Below are 16,208 nucleotides of genomic sequence, written 5' to 3' on the forward strand. Positions count from 1 at the left end.
CAGACATTTTTACATTAGGTGTCAGTTATCGCCAGACCAAAGCCGTTGAAGCTTCATGAACAATCACAATCTATCCGATGCTTTTCCGACGGAGAGTGCTCCGTTCACGTCTTTTCCGCTGATGTCGTCGCCTATTGGTGCCGTTCATCCGTCCCTTGCACCACACCTCAGGCCCACCGGACGAGCCTGAGCACGATAGAAACCCTGCCCAACGCGGCCGTTTGTCGGCTCGGGCACACCATCGTGCACACAATCAGACAGCTGATGCAGAGGTGAACGCGACGACCGTCGTGCTTTCACGAGTTTCCTTAGATAAAAAGAACACGAGGTAGACTACTGATGGACGCAACATCCACATCCACTTCCACAGCGAAGGCGGAGCATGAGAGCAAGCTCAGTGCTTCGCTCAAATCGCGCCACCTGACCATGATGTCGATTGCCGGGGTCATCGGCGGCGCATTGTTCGTCGGCTCTGGCAGTGTGATCCACAGCGCTGGCCCGGCTGCCGTACTCGCCTATCTGGCCGGTGGCATCCTGGTGGTGCTGATCATGCGCATGCTTGGCGAAATGGCCACGTCATCGCCTGATACGGGTTCGTTTTCCACCTATGCCGAACGCGCTATTGGCCGTTGGGCCGGTTTCACCATCGGTTGGCTGTATTGGTGGTTCTGGGTCATCTTGATGGCGTGGGAAGCCTACGTCGCAGGCAAGATTCTGCACGGCTGGTTCCCTTCGGTGAGCATCAATACCTTCACGTTGATCGCTACCCTGACGCTGATTGGCGTCAACTTCTTCAACGTCAAGCACTACGGTGAGTTCGAGTTCTGGTTCGCCCTGATCAAGGTGGTGGCCATTGTCTGCTTCCTTGTGGTCTGTGGCATGGCCGTGGTCAATTTGTGGCCGACCGGCGAAGTGCATGGCATCAGCAACCTGACGGCGGTGGAAGGCTTCATGCCCAATGGCATTGAGTCAGTCGTTGTGGCCATGCTTGGGGTGATGTTCGCGTTCCTCGGTGCTGAAATCGTTACCATCGCTGCGGCCGAATCGAAAAACCCTTCCGAGCAGATCGTCAAGGCGACCAACTCGGTGGTTTGGCGTGTATGCCTGTTCTACGTGGGTTCGATCTTCCTGATCGTAGCGCTGGTGCCGTGGAACGATCCGCTGCTGGGCCAGTCTGGCTATGGTTCTTACCGTCGTACGCTGGAGCTGTTGGGCATCCCTGGTGCTGAAATGGTGATGAACTTCGTGGTTCTGACCTCGGTGAGCAGCTGCATGATTTCGGCGCACTACACGGCCTCGCGCATGCTGTTCTCCCTGGCGACCCGTGGCGATGCGCCGGCGATCTTCAAGATGACCCGCGCCGGCAGCGGCGTACCGGTATTCTCGATTCTCGGTTCATGCTCGGTAGCGGTGTTTGTTGCCCTGATCAACTTCAGCGACACTCTGCGGCCCAAGGATGTACTGGACGTACTGATGAACACCACCGGCATGATTGCCATGCTGGTTTATCTGGTGATCGCATTCTCGCAACTGAAAATGCGTCGCAAGCTGGAAGCCGAAGGTAAGCAGATTCGTCTGAAGATGTGGCTGTTCCCTTGGCTGACCTACCTGGTGATTGCGTTCATCATCGCGTGCCTTGTGACCATGGCTTTCGTTGATGAGTACCAGGTGCTGGTGATCTCTACCGGTATCGCGTCCATCGTCGTGGCGCTCATGGGTGTAGTGGTTCACCGTCGTGCTCTGAAAAACAAGGCTGCCTGAAGCAGCCTCCCTTCCTGGGCGACTTCGGTTCGCCCGGATCCGCGCCTGGCGTCAGCCAGGCGCTGCGCGTAACCGGTGCCTGTCAGCTATTCAGGCGCCGGTAAACGTCGATTTCGCGCTTTTCTCAAGGCCCTACCGGTAAAGACGCCGGACACTGGCCCAGCTAACCGCCCAAAATACTGTTCACAGATGATGATCTGTACTGCTTGTTTGCAGTGCGCTGGTCATGCTGGAAGGTGGCTGTACTGTAACGTTAATAGTTGACCAACTTAGGGGGGCTAACAGGCATTGGCGAGATATTGATTTGAAATAGTCGTCTGCCTGGTTAATTTCAAGAACGTATACGCCACCTGTGGCTACTTGGGGGTATGAATGAGTCTGTCAAGAATGTGACGACATGACGCTATATGTTATTGGATCCAATGAAGATGATTGATTATCAAGGGGAATGAGATTTATTGCTATCACGGTTGTTGCGGCGCTTGCATGCCGTGGGCATAGACTAAAATGTGAGCCCAGCAATTCATGGGTTGTGTTTAAACATCATGACAATGAGTTGCCGTTGGTCGGGTGCCGTTAAAAGAGAGACCTCCAGAAACTCAGCGCTACTATATTGATATCAGGCTTGGTGTTTCTTTTTACTGAGAAAATGCTTGGTATATAGGGGTTTCTATCCCTTGCGTTTGCAAGGGAGGGGGAATGAAGTGGAGCCGGTCACTCTAGCTATTCGACATCTGCGCGATGAGCAAATGCTGCTGCGGCAAGGGGGGCTTTACTGGCTGTCCATTGACCATGTGAGCGACGCCAAAATATTGGCATTTCAGTTTCTGGAAGGGCTAGGGCACATTCAAGCGGCCACTTTGGTGTGCTTCAACCAGGACCCCCAAGAGGTTGTTGCCCCGTTGGGACGGCACGCAGGCCCCGCCACGTTGAGGCTGTTTGAAGTGCCTGAGGCTTCAATCAGATCGGCGCTCGAATCGTTGAACCATGAATTGAGCCGAGCCGCGGTCAAAAAGGGCAGCCCAATCGTTTTGATGCTGCCTGCAGCCACTTGGCAGGGGTTCGGCAGCCAGAATTTGCAACGCTGGTGTGAGAGCCTGGCAACCTGGTTGGATAGGCACGGCTGCACATTGCTGGTGCTGTGTCATGGCCAGGCTCCGAAGCTTCATGCACATTTGATAAGCCTGAATGAGCGGCTTTCCGGGCTGGCGCGGCTCTATCGTCGTGACGGTGTTAGCCGTTATCAACTGAGTTATTGGCACAGTCCGCTGGGCGTGTGCAGTGAGCAGGAGTTTGAACTGGAGGCACATCCTGAGGGATTCGCTCTGGCCTTGTTCGAACGTACCAATCCGCAACCCGCACAGAGCGAAGACCAACGGCTCTACCTGGCGCTGCGCTCGGTGCTGGAAGGCATATCACCCTTGTCTCATCAGTGGAGGCAGTTCGATAACTATGACGACCTTTTTCTTCAGGCAAGCCGGGCAAAAGCTGCAAGCGTCATAGTGGGGGTGACGAACAATCTGCAAGTCGAGGAACTCGCCCAGCGATTGTATGAGTTGCGCGAGAGCTGCGGCATTTCGCTGAAAATCATCGTACGGGAATTGGCCGCTTGCTTACGCTATCGGGATGAGCGTCTGTTGGTGTCCTGTGGGGCGAATATCATCGTGCCCTATGGGGTTTCGCCAGCCTGTTTCTTCAGTTTGGTTGACAGTGTTCAGGGGCAGGTTTGGCGGCATAGCCTGAATATCAAGTTAAACGAGTTGTTTGAGCGGCTCCGGCCTCCGACGGTGTGTGGTGTGGTCTCACCGCACCAATTCATCTCGATACTGGACCCGATCTATGAGCGTGACGCCGGGGAAGTCAGCCATCAATTGTTGAGGTTGCAGCCGCGCAATGACATGGCGGCTGAGCAATACCTCGACCAGATCGATCTACGTCGTCTTGGCGATATTGCATGTGTGCTCGACGGTGTGTTGTACCTGTTTCTGTTTGCGTGCAGGGCCGATGGCGTGGCCAGTGCACTGGCGCGGATTTTCCGATTGCCTTGGTACGACCTGTTCAGTGAGTGCCAGTTTTTGTTTGGTATTGAAGGTTTACCACGCAAAGCCTTGTTGGATACAGCGGTTCCCCAGGTGAGCGCCCGGCTGGCTTCGGTTGATGCCGATACAGGGGCGGTAGTGGATACGCAGCGCAGTAATACCTACACGCCGCGGCCTATGGTCTTGCCCGTCACGGAGTATCGCCCATGAGCACCTCCGATCTACTGCAGGTCATTGCGCTCAGCAGTGTACTGACATTGGCACTGGTTGTTTTTTTCAGGAGTTTCTGGCGTTCGCTTACGACGCTGTTGCGAAGTTGCTTGCGGCCCCGTTACCTGAAGTCAAAAGGCCTGCGTCGTCGCGTGGCGGCCACCGCGGTAAAGGGTGAATCCGATGAGCCAGCTTAAAGTCATTCCGTCTCAGCCTGTACGACGCAACACCGGTTTGGGGGTGTGGAACGTTTATTTTCTGATCAAGTTCGTCATGCTCTGGATGGGGTACCTCAACCTGCAGATACTGCCCAATCTGGTCTTTGCCGCTTTTTTGTTGGTGCCTCTGAATAATCGAAAACTGGAGATCCTGCGTGCCCTGATCGCGCTGCCAGTGGGGGTGATGCTGTTCTATCAGGACACCTGGTTACCGCCTTTGGCTAACGTGTTGAATCACCCGGGGCTGATGTCCTTCTCCACAGCGTATTTTCTCGAACTGGCGGGACGCTTTATCAATTGGAGTCTCTGTGGCTGGTTGCTCCTGGTGATGGTGCTGTACCGTCTTGTGCATCAGTGGTTACGGGTAACAACGTTTACCCTGATCGGTTTGGCCTGGTTGGGTGCTACAAGCTTGCTGGCCTTGCAGGCCCCCTCTGAGCAAGCCGTTGCGATGGTTGCCTCGCCAGGGGTTGCTACCAAGAAAGTAATGGTTGCCGATCCCGACAATGAAACCCTTAACCGCTACTTGCAGGATTTCTATACCACCGAAGCAACACGTCGTGTCGAGTTCAAACCGCCGATTACAGACTCACCGCCGTTCGACCTGCTGTTGATTAACGTGTGTTCGTTGGCCTGGGATGATATCGACACGGTGGGCCTGCGTGACAACCCGCTGTTCCAGCAGATGGATGTGGTATTCGACAACTTCAACTCGGTCACGTCTTACAGCGGGCCGGCAGCCATTCGCTTGTTGCGTGCCAGTTGCGGCCAAGCAAGCCATACCGCCTTGTACAAGACACCGCCAGAACAGTGCCTGTTGTTCGACGAGCTGAGCAAGTTGGGTTTTGCCAGTGAAGTGTTGCTTAACCACTCCGGTGAGTTCGAAGGTTTCATTGACAGGGTCCGCACTCAGGGTTCACTCCCGGCGCCTGCCGTGGATATCCATATGCTGAAGAACCCGATAGTCAGTTTTGAAGGCTCGCCTATCTGGCGTGATGGCGAGGTCCTGGATAAGTGGTGGCAGCACCGTGAAAGCGAGAGCCAGTCGCGTGTGGCGCTTTTTTACAACACCATTACCTTGCATGACGGTAACCGCATGCTCGCCGCCGACGGAAGCTCAAAGAGCGCCGACTATAAAGTGCGTGCGCAGATGCTGCTCAGTGACTTGAGCGGCTTCATCAAGCAGTTGGAGCAAAGTGGCCGGCGCGTGGTGGTGGTGATTGTGCCTGAGCATGGTGCCGCCCTGCACGGTGACCGCATGCAGATTCCTGGCATGCGCGAAATTCCAAGCCCATCAATCACCCATGTACCCGTCGGTATCAAGCTGGTAGGGATGGGCGCCAGTCCACGCACCGGCCCCTTGCATATCAGTGAACCGAGCAGCTTTCTGGCCCTCTCGGAAATCATCAGCCGTCTCTATGTCGCGCAGGCCCAACCGCAGGGCCTTGACTTGACTACCTTGCTGACTGGCCTTCCGCAAACACCGGTGGTTTCAGAGAACGCTGGGACCGTAGTGCTTGAGTATGCCGGCCGACCTTATGTTCGAATCAAGGAGAATGGCGCATGGCTGCCTTACCCGCAGAAACTCAATTGAATTCGAAGGTGTTGTTGCGCTACGAGCACACTACCGACATTGCTCAGCTCAAGGTTTGCCTGCAATTACCTGATCTGGAGTATGTCGATGTTTCCGCTCAGCTTGAACTCAAGGGTGCATTGCAACGTTGGCCGTTGCTGGCGGCTGTCAGCGAGGTAGCGCAGCACGAGGAACGGGTGTTGCCGCTCGAACGCCAGGAGGCGAAATGATTTCCTTGAGCGTACGCGGCGTACGCGGCGGGGTTGGCAACAGCTCGCTGCTGGCTGCCCTTGGCCATGCATTGCACCACCTCGGCCAGTCCGTCTTGTTGGTGGATATGTGTCCTGAGAATCTCCTGGGCTTGCATTTCAACCTGTCAGTTGGCGAGCGCGGTGGTTGGGCGCGTGCGCTGCTCGATGAGCAGAACTGGGAGGATCAGGCCTGGACGCTGCAACCGCAATTGTGCCTGCTGCCTTATGGACAGTTGGATCATCCAGAGCAACAGCAGGTTGAGCATCGTTTGTCTAAGGACCCTGACGTTTGGGCACGACGCCAGGCGGCCTTGGCCAAACATTTTGACTGGATGCTGTTCGACTTGCCTCAGCGTTTGCCCGGGCATGCGGAGGTCGGTAGTTGTGCATTACAGATTCAGGTCGCCGAAGCTGACGCGGCGTGCCACGTGCTGTTGCATCGCGCTGAAGCACTGGATGGCTATTTGTTGGTTAATCGATTCGAGCCCGCCAGTTTGCTTCAACGCGACCTGCTACTGATTTGGCGAAGGCTTTTTGGCGCACGAATGCTGCCATTGGCGGTCCACAATGATGAAGCCATGCGCGAGGCATTGGCGCTCCAGAAGCCGCTTGGGCAACATTCGCCTGCCAGCCTTGCGGCTCAGGATGTGCTCAGCCTTGCCACCTGGTGCCTGGCTCAACGCCAGGAACGACCATGATCACCCGTTGGTTTCCCTACGCTCATCTGCGCCAACGGCATGGTTGCAACCCGTTGGTGGCATTTCTGTTGGCGACAATGAACGCACTGGCCTGGCTGGTGCTGCCGCTTGAGTCGCCCGCCTGGCGAAGCGTGCTTGATCAGCCTATGCGCTGGTATCCGCACCTGGCCCGCAAGACGCCGAGCCTGGGTGACCCGATACGCTACACCATACAAAGCCTCTGGCTGCTACTGATTCGTCCGTTAGGGCGGGCGCCCCGTAAAGCCCGTGAGCCGGGGTTGCTGCAACGCCTGGCCGGGCTCTGCCGGCAGGGATGGGCGCGTGTCGTCGAGGTTCTGGAGCAGTTGCCCGAGCGTGTTGTACAGCGCACGCACCTGCATCAGGGGACACATTGGTGGGGCGGGCTAGGGCGCCCTGTTCGATACCTGCTTGATGGCGTGATTGCCGTGATAGCGCTTGGCTTGGCGCTGCTGTGCATCACCGAACCGTTTGGCCTGCTCAATCAGACGATTTTCGTCATTCTGCTCTGGGGATTGGCCATGCTGATTCGGCGAATCCCGGGGCGCCTCCCTACATTGATGCTGATCATGTTGTCGGTCATCGTCTCCTGTCGTTACCTGTGGTGGCGCTACACCGCGACGCTGAACTGGGATAAACCATTCGACCTGGGCTGTGGTGTACTGCTACTGATGGCTGAAACCTACTCGTGGGTAGTGTTGATCCTGGGCTATATCCAGACCAGTTGGCCGCTTGAGCGCAAGCCGGTACAACTGCCCAGCGATGTGCGCTTGTGGCCGACAGTTGACCTGCTGATTCCCACCTACAACGAAGACCTTGCCGTGGTTCGAGGCACCGTTTACGCAGCACTGGGCATCGACTGGCCACGTGACAAACTCAAGATCTATATCCTGGATGATGGCCGGCGCGAGGTGTTTCGACAGTTCGCCGAGGAAGTGGGTGTCGGTTACATCGTTCGTGACGATAATACCCATGCCAAGGCTGGTAATCTCAATAATGCGTTGGGTCATATAAACGGCGAGCTGGTAACGATCTTCGACTGCGATCATTTGCCGGTGCGCTCATTTTTGCAGCTGACCGTGGGGTGGTTCCTGCGTGACCCGAAGCTGGCGTTGGTACAAACCCCGCATCACTTTCTTTCGCCCGATCCATTTGAACGCAACCTGAACCTGTTCCGCCGCAGCCCAAATGAAGGCGAGCTTTTTTATGGGCTGGTCCAGGATGGCAATGACCTGTGGAATGCTGCATTTTTCTGCGGTTCGTGTGCCGTGCTACGGCGCTCTGCACTGGATGAAATTGGCGGTTTTGCCGTGGAGACGGTAACCGAAGATGCCCACACGTCGCTGCGTCTGCATCGTCATGGCTGGAACTCCGCTTACATACGTGTACCGCAAGCGGCCGGTCTGGCCACGGAAAGCCTGTCGGCGCATATTGGCCAGCGTATTCGCTGGGCGAGGGGCATGGCGCAGATTTTCCGCACCGACAACCCGTTGCTCGGGAAAGGCCTGACGCTCCTTCAGCGTATTTGTTACGCCAACGCAATGCTGCACTTCCTGGCCGGTCTGCCACGGTTGATTTTCCTCACTGCGCCACTGGCGTTCCTGCTCCTGCATGCCTACATCATTTATGCGCCGGCGTTGATGATCCTGTTGTACGTATTGCCGCACATGGTTCACGCCAGCTTGACCACCTCCAGGATGCAAGGGGCCTATCGTCGGACATTCTGGGGCGAAGTCTACGAAACGGTGTTGTCGTGGTACATCGCCCGCCCGACCACCGTGGCACTGTTCAGCCCCAAGAAGGGCAAATTCAATGTCACGGCCAAGGGTGGCCTGATGGAAAACAATCAGTTTGACTGGCGCATTGCCAAACCGTACCTGATCCTTGCACTGCTCAACCTGGCAGGCCTGGTTTTCGCGGTCTGGCGTTTCATCTATGGCCCGGCAAACGAGTACAGCACGGTACTGATCAGTGGCACCTGGGTGGTCTATAACTTGCTCATTATTGGCGTGGCGGTCGCTGTGGCCGCCGAAGTGCGTCAGGTGCGCAGTACCCATCGGGTCCAGTCGAAACTGCCTGCGGCGGTGCGCCTGGACAGCGGTCATTGCTATCCGGGGATCCTGCATGACTACTCCGATGGCGGGGCATGCATCAACGTCAATGCCGACCTTTCCCTGTCGCCAGGCGCGCGTATCTCGGTGCTGATGCAGCGTGGTGTTCGAGAGTTCCTGTTTCCCGGCACCGTGACGCGTAGCCAGAAAGGCACCATCAGTATCCGTTTTGCCGAGATGTCGGTGCAGCAGAAAATTGACTTCGTGCAGTGCACATTCGCCCGCGCCGATGCCTGGTTGGGCTGGCGCGAGGCGTTCAAACCCGAGCAACCGTTGTACAGCTTTATCGGGATTCTAAAAATGGGTGGGCGCGGCTACAGGCGGCTGTTCAGCTATTTGCCTTCGTGGGCCTCGCGCTTGATCAATCCGGTCTTGCGTGTGTTGCGCTGGCTGGCAAGCTATCTGCCGCGCGTGCCGACCCATTCCCCCAGCACTTCTAGCGAACCGGTGACCACGCAATGAGCCGAACTCTCAGGACATTCTGCTTTACCAGCTTTCTGCTCCCGGCCCTCGGCTTCTGCCTGGCGCAGGCTGAACCTCTGACGCCACAGGCCTCGACACCGAATGAGGTGAGGTCATCACTGAACGGGCTTCCAAGTTGGAGCAAAACGCTCAGCTTCGAAAAGTTGGGGCGAAGTTCCGACAGCTTGTTGCTGGGTATTCACAACAGCGATCAGATTGTGTTCAGCATGCGTCATGACCGGATCGCCAGTGATGTTCGCTTGCAATTGGAGTACACGCCTTCACCGGCGCTGCTACCACTGGTCTCACACCTTCGGGTTTACCTCAATGATGTCCTGATGAGTGTGGTCCCCATCGCGAAAGACCAGCTAGGGCACAAGACAACTCAAGAGCTCATCCTTGATCCTCGCCTGGTCAGCGACTTCAATCGGGTGCGCCTGGAGTTCGTCGGGCACTATTCAGAGCTTTGCGAAGATCCCGCAAACAGTGCGTTATGGCTGAACGTCAGCCGTACCAGTCACTTGCTCATCCAGGAGCAGGCGCTGTCGCTGCAGAACGATCTGGCCTATTTTCCGATGCCGTTCTTTGATACGCGAGGGCAGGACCAGGCGATGGTAAACATGGTGTTCGCTGAGTCACCCACGTTGGGTGAACAGCGTGCAGCGGGCATATTGGCGTCTTACTTCGGTAGTTTGGCCGGTTGGCGTGGCACACAGTTTCCGGTGTTGTTTGACCAGTTACCGGCGGTGGGCGAGCACAACAGGGCAATGCCCTCGATCGTCTTTGCCAGCAACGAACATCGGCCAAAAATGCTGGCAGACCTGCAAAAGTTCCCGCTGGTCCAGGCGCCATCCATTCAGATAATTGATAATCCCGCTGACGCTTACAGCAAGGTGCTGCTTGTGCTGGGGCGTAACGAAGACGACCTGGTCACTGCCGCGCAGACCCTCGCACTAGGGGGGGGATTGTTGAGTGGTTCGCAGATGACCTTGGACACGGTCCGGGACATACCGCGACGCCAGCCTTATGACGCGCCGAACTGGATGCGCACAGATCGCCCCGTGCGTTTCGCCGAACTGATCAAGTACCCCGAGCAACTGCAAGCCAGTGGCTTGCGGCCGCAGCCGATCAGCCTTGAAATGAAACTCCCGCCGGATCTTTTTTTCTGGCTCAATCGAGGCGTACCACTGGAAACGCGGTATCGCTACACCGTGCCATCAACCAATGATGCATCGCAGCTCAATATCAGCCTGAACAATCAGTTCATCAGCAGTTTGCCGCTGGGTAAGAACAGCGGGGATGTGATCAAAGGCTTGAGCGCGATGGTGCTGTCCAGCGACTCGATCGACGCCAGCCACAAACTGTTGGTGCCGTCGTTAAAAATCGAAGACCGCAACACCCTGCGTTTTGACTTTAACTTTGCCAGTACCTTGAGCAGTGCCCAGAAGGGCCATTGCCAGACGTCCTTGCCGTCGACCAATCAGGTGCTGATCGACCAAGAGTCGACGATTGATCTTTCCGGCTACCATCACTACCTCCGGATGCCGGACCTGGGTGCCTTCGCCCGCAGCGGTTTCCCATTCAGCCGAATGGCCGACCTCTCGGAAACCATGGTGATGGTGCCCGCTCGCAGCGATGCCACGCAGATCAGTACCTTGCTTGAAACCCTCGCATGGATTTCTGCGCAGTCTGGCCTGCCGGCCTTCGGGTTACGATTGTCAGACGACTGGAAAGCGGTCGCTAACATCGACGCGGATCTGCTGGTGATGAGCCAGATGCCCCAGAACCTGCGCAAGAGCCAAGACCTTACTCAACTGCTCGACCATACGCGATCATCGATTCTGAATGCCTCACGCCAGCAGGCAGGTGGCGCGGGCATTGCGTATGCCGGTGAGTCTGTAGGTGAAGGCATCCCGGCATCTTCGATCGCCAATGCACCGCTGGCTGCGGTTATCGGGTTGCAGTCGCCATTCAATGCCCAGCGCAGCATTGTTGCGTTCCTGGCCAACAGTGATGAGGACCACCAACTGTTGCGTGATGTGCTCAACGACACTGGAAAACTGGACGCGATGACCGGCTCTGTGGTGTTGATTCGTAGCAGTGGCGTTAGCGGCCAGCAGGTGGGGGACCAATATTTCGTCGGGCATCTGCCATGGTGGATGTTGGTGTGGTACCGACTTTTCGATCAACCTGCCGTACTCGCAGCTGTAACGAGTATGAGCATGCTGTTGGGGGCTTTCCTGCTGTGGCGCGTCTTGCAGTGGGTCGCACGTCGGCGTCTGGCGAACAAACCGTGAGGTTGCTCAAGGACATGGGGGCGCTTGCACTGGCGTTGAGCGTTGTGGTGCCGGTCAGCGCCAGCGAATGCCTGTGGCCCGCCTGGGAGGGTTACAAACACGCGCTGTTGAGTCATGACGGGCGTGTCATTGATCGTTCCTCGAAGCAACAAATTACGACCTCAGAGGGGCAGGGGTATGGGATGTTCTTTGCCCTGCTGGCCAATGATCGGGACAGCTTTGCTCAGTTGTTGCGCTGGATCCAGAACAACCTTGCCGAGGGTGATCTGAGCCGACACTTGCCGGCCTGGAAATGGGGCAAGGATCAGCACGGTCATTGGTCGGTGCTCGATACCAACAATGCCAGTGATGCCGACCTGTGGATCGCTTACAGCCTGCTTGAGGCCGGGCGCCTGTGGGGGCGGGAGGACTATGTGACGCTGGGGCGCAATATGCTCTGGCGCAGCGCCGCGCAAAGCCTGCGTAAACTGCCAGGTCTGGGTTTGATGCTATTACCTGGCGACACAGGTTTCGAGACTGCAGAGGGCTGGCGCCTGAACCCCAGTTACTTGCCGTTGCCGTTGCTCGCCCGGTTTTCCCTGGAGTCGCCGATTTGGGCTGAGCTGGCAGACAACACACGACGGATGTTGCTTGAGGGAACGCCCAAGGGCTTTGCCCCTGACTGGCTTCTCTGGCGCGAGGGGCAGGGCTGGAAGGTGGATGCTGTTAAAGGCAGTGAGGGTAGTTACGATGCGATCCGGGTGTACTTGTGGCTCGGTATGCTGGCGCCGGATGCCCCCGGACGAACCGATTTGCTCAAGCACTTCCTGCCAATGGTCGAGGTAAGCACTCGTGACGGCTTCCCTCCAGCGTCTGTCGACAGTGCAACCGGGGCTCACACCGGTATTGGCCCTGTTGGCTTTTCGGCAGCGCTGTTACCCTTGCTGGCCAGTGATCCGACGTCCGTCGCGGCGTTGCAGGCGCAGCGTCAGCGCCTGCATCAGGAGCCGCCTCAGGCCAATGCGTATTACAACCAGTCGCTGACAATGTTTGGTCAGGGGTGGGATGACCATCGTTATCGATTCAACAAGGAGGGCCGGCTTGTGCCGAGCTGGGTTGATTCATGCAAAGAATAAGAACGTGGGGACTGTTGTTTAGCTGTCTATCGGGTGCAGCGCTGGCCCAACCAATGAGTAGCAATGATCAGCAGCAGTGGTTATTGGAGCAAGTCCGTATTGGCGAGGCGTCTTACCGTGAAGACCTGGTGCGTGACTCCTTGGCACGTCTGGAGTTGATCGCGCCCAACGACCCTGAAGTGCTGCTGGCCAAGGTGCGTCAGGCGTTGCAGCAAAAAAATCCAGCGCTGGCAGAGGCGCGCGTGGCGCAGTTACGCAGCCAGGCGCCAGGTTCCCCGCAACTGCAGCATGCTGAGGACCTGCTGATGCTGCAAACGCCGGAAGGGCAGAAGCGCTTGCAGGAAGCACGCTTGCTGGCGGCGGCGGGGCGCGCTGAAGAGTCGGCCAAACTCTATGAGCAACTGTTCGACAAGGGCCCGCCCGATTTCATTACAACCATGGAATTCTGGAGTGTTCGCAGCAATATCCCAGCCCAGCGCGATATGGCTATTGAGCACTTGTATGAACTGGATCAGCAGTACCCAGGCAATGTCGAATTGCAAAAGCTGATGGGCAGGCTGCTGACTGCGCAAAAACGTGATGCGGAACGCGAGTACAAAGCGCTGTTGGATATGCCGATGGGCAGTGAAAGTGCGCAGGCCTGGCAAGGCTTCATCGAGCACTACCGTCATTTGCCGATCAAGGAAGATGCCCGAAACCAACTGCAGCGCCAGCAGCAACTGCTGGGCGATCCTGCCTGGCGTGCTGGTATAACCGGCAAGAAGCTGGTTGATGAGGGGAAAAACGCCAATGCCGAAGCGGACTTGCGTCGTGCCTTGATCAAGTATCCCGAGGACCCCAGCCTGCATGGGGCCCTGGGTATTGCCCTGATGCGTCAGAAAAAGTACGAAGGCGCATATGACGCATTTTCCAGTGCGTTGAGCAAAGAGCAGGATTCCCGTTGGATCAGCAAGTGGGCCGATCTCAAGACAGCCAACTATCAATGGATGCTGTTACAGAAAGGGGATGCCGCATTAGAGCGAAAGGAGTACAGCGCCGCTCAGGGCTTTTACCAACGTGCCCATGATGCCAAGCCCGGCGATGCCGATGCCCTGGTCGGGCTGGCTGCTGTCGCCCGTGCGCAACAGCGTGATACGCAAGCTGAAACGCTGCTGCTCAAGGCACGTAAACTCGAGCCTGGCAATGGCAGTGTCGTGCGTGCACTGGTGAGGCTTTACCAATCACAATCGCCGGGCAAGGCAGAAGCCTTTCTCGACAGCCTGTCGCCGTCCGAACAGCGAGAGTTTGCCGCCTTGCGCGATAGCTTGGCGCTGGATCGGCTCAAGGCGCAGGCTGATGCGGCGGCACAGCGTGCCGACTGGGCACAGGTGGCTGCTTCATTGAGCAAGGCCAGGGTATTGGCGCCAGACGATCCGTGGTTGACCTATCGTTTGGCCAACAGTCAGCGTGAGTTGGGGCAACGCGCAGCTGCCGATGACAGTTTCCGTCAATTGTTGCAGCGCAAGGGGCAGGACAGCGAAACCCGCTACGCCCATGCCCTCTACCTGGCCAGTGATTTGCGCGATGCCGAGGCTCAGGATTCGCTCTCGAAAATACCCGTATCGGCATGGACCGATAACATGCACGAACTGGCCAACCGGTTGCGTCGTCGCCAGCTGCAAGCCCAGGTCTCGGCGCTGCGTGAGGGCGGTCGGGAAGATCAGGCTGAGGCTTTGTTGCTGCGTTCAGCCACGGTTGACGACTACGCGACGCTGGCTGACTGGTCATTGCAGCGGGGCGAGTATGCCAAGGCTCAACGTTACTATCGGACTGTTCTGGAGAAGGAACCACAGAACGCCGACGCTCAGCTGGGGATGATCGAAACCCTGATCGCCAGTGGCCAAAAGGCATCGGCGCGTCAAGCACTGCAATCACTCAAGCCTTCCCAGGACGCGGCGTATCAGCGTCGGCTGGCCAATGCCTGGGCTGCGGTGGGCGAGCGTGACAAGGCCAATGCGGTGTTCGCCCAGTTGATGAAGACACCACAGACCGACCCCGTGATATACCGTGATGCGGCTCGTTCGATAGCCAAGGATAACCCTCAGCAGGCGCTGGACTATTACGCACGGGGCATGGCGGCAGCTGGCATGCTGACCCCCGAACAAACCGTACCAAGGGATGATCGAGCCCTGACCTTGGCGAGCCGCGAGCAAGACGGCGATGATTGGTTGGCAAGCAGCTTGCGCAGTGATGTCGACAAGCTGTACCAACAGACGAGCCCGACGATCACCCTTTACCACGACTACCTCTGGCGTACCGACAACTCAGCGTCAGGTATCTCCGATCTGGTGACCCAGACCAGCATCGTGCGGGTTGATACGCCGCTGCTTGAAGGGCACGGCTTCCTGCAGGCGGAAAACATTGACCTGAATGCCGACAGCTTCAAGACCAACGCCGATGGACGTACCACGACGGACTTTGGCACCTGTTCGGCACAGTTGCGTAGACAGAGTACGGGAGCCGTGTTGCCCAAGGGGTGCGTGAACGAATCGCAAAGTGTCAGTGGCCCTGCCATGGCACTGGGCTGGAACAACGCTCAATGGTCTTTCGACCTTGGCCGTACGCCGGACACGTTTGAAATTCCCAATTGGCTGGGGGGCGTCAGCTACGGCAGTGATTGGCACACACTCGGCTGGCGGTTGACTGCCTCGCGGCGGCCCGTTTCCAACTCCGTGGTGTCGTATTCCGGCGCTGTCGACCCTAATACCGGGATTCGTTGGGGGGGCGTTACATCCAATGGGTTGACCCTGAGCCTGAGCCACGACCAGGGAGGGGTTGACGGTATATGGGCCAGCCTTGGTAGCTACTGGCTACGTGGTAAAAATGTCGAGAACAACCAGAAGCGCTCGGCGATGGCAGGTTACTATTACCGGCTGATCGATCGCGCCGATGAGCGCCTGCGTACCGGGTTGACCCTGATGTACTGGGGTTACGATAACAACCAGGACGAATACACTCTGGGTAACGGTGGGTACTACAGCCCGCAGAAGTACTACTCAGTGAGCGTTCCGCTGAACTATAACTGGCGCAACAGCGACTGGTCGGTGCGTCTTGAAAGCTCGGTGGGCTGGTCTTACGCCAATACTGATGCCAGCTCCAGTTCCAAGCTTCAGAGCTTGGTACGCAACGCAGGTTATGACGTGCTGAACGGCAGCAGCCTGACGTCGAGCTCGGGTAGCAGCAGCGGCTCCAGCATCCGCCTCCAGGGCTTGTTCGAGCGTCGGCTCACGGATCACATGGTCCTCGGGTCGGGCATTACCTGGCAGCACAGCGACGCTTACGCGCCCAGTACGGTCGTTCTCTACCTGCGCTACAGCTTCGATGTCTGGCAAGGTAACCTGCCGTTACCGATAGAGCCGGTGACACCTTACGCTGACTTCCGTTAGTCGTCGCGCGAACAGCCGTTCTGCCCCTTG

10 protein-coding genes are annotated in these 16,208 nt (G+C 57.3%); all 10 read left to right on the forward strand.

Annotated features, from left to right (window positions below; all coding sequences use genetic code 11):
- Window positions 1–339 precede the first annotated feature (339 nt).
- The 10 genes from CS390_RS09880 to bcsC all read left to right on the forward strand — a co-directional run bounded on the left by CS390_RS09880 (window position 340) and on the right by bcsC (window position 16,178).
- Window positions 340–1,761 (forward strand): amino acid permease, encoded by a 1,422-nt coding sequence (locus tag CS390_RS09880; RefSeq protein ID WP_065760820.1) that lies wholly within the window; start codon window positions 340–342, stop codon window positions 1,759–1,761.
- A 704-nt stretch (window positions 1,762–2,465) separates the two neighbouring features.
- Window positions 2,466–4,010 carry a BcsE family c-di-GMP-binding protein gene (locus CS390_RS09885; protein WP_099774206.1) on the forward strand — a complete coding sequence of 515 codons (1,545 nt, stop codon included), beginning with the start codon at window positions 2,466–2,468 and terminating at the stop codon, window positions 4,008–4,010.
- On the forward strand, window positions 4,007–4,207 hold the full coding sequence (bcsF, locus tag CS390_RS09890; RefSeq protein ID WP_099774207.1) for a cellulose biosynthesis protein BcsF: 201 nt from the start codon (window positions 4,007–4,009) through the stop codon (window positions 4,205–4,207). The genes CS390_RS09885 and bcsF overlap by 4 nt, the downstream gene beginning before the upstream one ends.
- Window positions 4,194–5,822, forward strand: coding sequence for a cellulose biosynthesis protein BcsG (bcsG, locus tag CS390_RS09895; protein ID WP_099774208.1), 1,629 nt, complete (start codon window positions 4,194–4,196; stop codon window positions 5,820–5,822). Before bcsF ends, bcsG begins: the two co-directional genes overlap by 14 nt.
- Window positions 5,792–6,031: a cellulose biosynthesis protein BcsR gene (bcsR, locus tag CS390_RS09900; RefSeq protein WP_099774209.1), complete on the forward strand. Its 240-nt coding sequence runs from the start codon at window positions 5,792–5,794 to the stop codon at window positions 6,029–6,031. Before bcsG ends, bcsR begins: the two co-directional genes overlap by 31 nt.
- Window positions 6,028–6,750: a cellulose biosynthesis protein BcsQ gene (gene bcsQ / locus CS390_RS09905; protein WP_065760020.1), complete on the forward strand. Its 723-nt coding sequence runs from the start codon at window positions 6,028–6,030 to the stop codon at window positions 6,748–6,750. The genes bcsR and bcsQ overlap by 4 nt, the downstream gene beginning before the upstream one ends.
- Window positions 6,747–9,341, forward strand: a complete 2,595-nt coding sequence (gene bcsA / locus CS390_RS09910; RefSeq protein ID WP_099774210.1) for a UDP-forming cellulose synthase catalytic subunit — start codon at window positions 6,747–6,749, stop codon at window positions 9,339–9,341. Before bcsQ ends, bcsA begins: the two co-directional genes overlap by 4 nt.
- A complete protein-coding gene (bcsB, locus tag CS390_RS09915) occupies window positions 9,338–11,638 on the forward strand; it encodes a cellulose biosynthesis cyclic di-GMP-binding regulatory protein BcsB (RefSeq protein WP_099774211.1) in 2,301 nt (766 codons plus the stop codon). The genes bcsA and bcsB overlap by 4 nt, the downstream gene beginning before the upstream one ends.
- A 14-nt stretch (window positions 11,639–11,652) precedes the next feature.
- On the forward strand, window positions 11,653–12,753 hold the full coding sequence (bcsZ, locus tag CS390_RS09920) for a cellulose synthase complex periplasmic endoglucanase BcsZ (RefSeq protein ID WP_099774212.1): 1,101 nt from the start codon (window positions 11,653–11,655) through the stop codon (window positions 12,751–12,753).
- Window positions 12,741–16,178 carry a cellulose synthase complex outer membrane protein BcsC gene (bcsC, locus tag CS390_RS09925; RefSeq protein ID WP_099774213.1) on the forward strand — a complete coding sequence of 1,146 codons (3,438 nt, stop codon included), beginning with the start codon at window positions 12,741–12,743 and terminating at the stop codon, window positions 16,176–16,178. The genes bcsZ and bcsC overlap by 13 nt, the downstream gene beginning before the upstream one ends.
- Window positions 16,179–16,208 lie beyond the last annotated feature (30 nt).

This window comes from Pseudomonas sp. HLS-6 (assembly GCF_002753995.1).
In the GTDB taxonomy this organism is placed as follows: domain Bacteria; phylum Pseudomonadota; class Gammaproteobacteria; order Pseudomonadales; family Pseudomonadaceae; genus Aquipseudomonas; species Aquipseudomonas defluvii.